Annotated in this window: 2 protein-coding genes; both read left to right on the forward strand. The window is 62.9% G+C overall.

What is annotated here, in order from left to right; translation table 11 throughout:
- A partial coding sequence (locus AC1DHX_RS20715; protein ID WP_476900462.1) for a polysaccharide deacetylase family protein occupies positions 1–526 on the forward strand: 526 nt, incomplete at its 5' end.
- Positions 526–1,263: MFS transporter (locus AC1DHX_RS20720; protein ID WP_476900463.1), on the forward strand; the 738-nt coding region annotated here is incomplete at its 3' end. The genes AC1DHX_RS20715 and AC1DHX_RS20720, both read left to right, overlap by 1 nt.

Raw genomic sequence — 1,263 nt, forward strand, 5'->3', positions numbered from 1 at the left:
GGGCTACGTTGCTCCCTGGTGGGAATTTTCCCCGGTCACCAACGAGATCCTGCTCGAACGCGGGATCAAATACGACCACTCCCTGATGCACAAGGACTTCGAGCCCTACTACGTCCGGGTCGGCGACAGCTGGAAGAAGATCGACTACACCAAGGCCGCGGAAACCTGGATGGAGCCGCTGGTCAGGGGCACCGAAACCGACCTCGTCGAGATCCCGGCCAACTGGTACCTGGACGACCTGCCTCCCATGATGTTCATCAAGGCGGCCCCGAACTCCCACGGATTCGTCAGTCCCCGGGACGTCGAACAAATGTGGCGCGACCAGTTCGACTGGGTGTACCGGGAAATGGATCAGGCTGTATTCACCATGACCATCCATCCGGATGTCTCGGGCCGCCCCCAAGTGCTGCTCATGCTCGAGCGCCTCATCGAACACATCAATTCCCACGAAGGCGTCAGCTGGCTGAAGTTCGACCAGATCGCGGACTCCTTCCTCGCCCGCAGCCCCCGAAAGGAAAACCAGTAATGACCATCCAGCAGCCCGCCGTCGATCTGACGCAACCCGGACCGGACGAAAAACGCCGCTTCCCGGTATTCTCCAAGCACCACACAACCGTCGCCACCGTCCTGGCGCTCTGTGCCTGGACGGTCGCCGTGTTCGACTTCGGACTTTTCGGCACCCTCCTGCCGGCCATGCAGCAGGAGTTCGGCTGGACCGCGACCGAAGCGTACGCAATCAACACCTGGATCGCCGTCGGCACCGCGATCGTCTGCTTCGGAATCGGCCCGGTCATTGACCGGCTCGGCCGCCGCAAGGGCATGATGACCACTATCGGCGGGACCGCCATTGTCTCGGGCCTGACGGCCCTGATTCCGACCGGGATCCCGTTCCTCAGCAACGGTCTGCTGGTGCTGGTCCGTTCCTTCGGCGGGCTCGGGTTCTCGGAGCAGGCCGTCAACGCCACCTACATGAACGAGGTCTACCAGGTCACCGAAGTCGCGGATAAGCGCAAGCGCCCCGGCTTCCACTACTCCTTCATCCAGGGTGGCTGGCCGCTGGGCTTCCTGCTTGCGAGCGCCCTCGCCCTCGTCTTCCTCCCGTCCCTCGGCTGGCGCGCCCTGTACCTGATGGCGACCGTTCCGGCCGCGATCATCGTGTGGGTCATCGCAAAGAAACTGAAGGAGACGCCGCAGTTCGAACTGCACCACAAGCTGACCCAACTCGAGAAGAGCGGCAAGACCGAGGAAGCCCATTCGCTGGCC

The sequence above is a fragment of the Arthrobacter sp. 05N33_2 genome, assembly GCF_056397425.1.